The 1,172-nt window shown below is 61.9% G+C and carries 1 protein-coding gene; it reads right to left on the bottom strand.

Features of this window, described 5'->3' with window-relative positions; all coding sequences use genetic code 11:
* The coding region (gene tuf, locus F8R15_RS20860) for an elongation factor Tu (RefSeq protein WP_078571262.1) at positions 1 to 1,172 on the bottom strand (1,172 nt) is incomplete at both ends.

The following is a 1,172-nucleotide window of genomic DNA, read 5'->3' as shown; positions in this document are numbered from 1 at the left end:
GCGATGATTTTGGAGACGACGCCGGCGCCGACGGTGCGGCCACCTTCGCGGATTGCGAAGCGCAGACCGTCTTCCATCGCGATCGGAGCGATCAGTTCAACTTCGAACTTCAGGTTGTCGCCCGGCATGACCATCTCGGTGCCCTCGGGAAGGGTCACGGTGCCGGTCACGTCCGTCGTGCGGAAGTAGAACTGCGGACGGTAGTTCGCGAAGAACGGGGTGTGACGGCCACCTTCCTCTTTGGTGAGGATGTAGGCTTCAGCCTCGAACTTCGTGTGCGGCTTAACCGAACCCGGCTTACACAGAACCTGACCACGCTCAACGCCGTCACGGTCCACACCGCGCAGCAGCGCGCCGATGTTGTCGCCAGCTTCACCACGGTCCAGCAGCTTGCGGAACATCTCGACGCCCGTGCAGGTCGTCTTCGAGGTGTCGCGGATACCCACGATTTCCAGTTCGTCGCCGACGTTGATCACGCCACGCTCGACGCGGCCGGTCACAACCGTACCACGGCCCGAGATCGAGAACACGTCTTCGATCGGCATCAGGAAGGGCTGGTCAACGGCGCGCTCCGGCGTCGGGATGTAGCTGTCGACAGCTTCCATCAGCGCGCGGATCGAGTTCTCGCCGATTTCCGGATCACGGCCTTCCATCGCGGCCAGAGCTGAACCCTTGATGATCGGGATATCGTCGCCGGGGAAGTCGTAGGACGACAGAAGTTCGCGAACTTCCATTTCCACGAGCTCGAGCAGCTCCTCGTCGTCGACCTGGTCAACCTTGTTCAGGTACACGACCATCGCCGGGATGCCGACCTGACGGCCGAGCAGGATGTGCTCGCGGGTCTGCGGCATCGGGCCGTCAGCTGCGTTCACAACCAGGATCGCGCCGTCCATCTGCGCTGCACCCGTGATCATGTTCTTCACGTAGTCGGCGTGGCCGGGGCAGTCGACGTGCGCGTAGTGACGCGACTCGGTCTCGTACTCCACGTGTGCGGTCGAGATCGTGATGCCGCGGGCCTTCTCTTCCGGCGCGCCGTCGATCTGGTCATACGCGCGGAAATCACCGAAATACTTCGTGATCGCAGCCGTCAGCGTCGTCTTGCCGTGGTCAACGTGGCCAATCGTGCCGATGTTGACGTGCGGTTTGTTACGTTCAAACTTTTCCTTTGCCAT

It is taken from the genome of Thioclava sp. JE_KL1, from assembly GCF_009296265.1.
GTDB lineage: Bacteria > Pseudomonadota > Alphaproteobacteria > Rhodobacterales > Rhodobacteraceae > Thioclava.
Note: the sequence above shows the minus strand (reverse complement) of the source record. Positions and strands in the feature narration are given on the sequence as shown.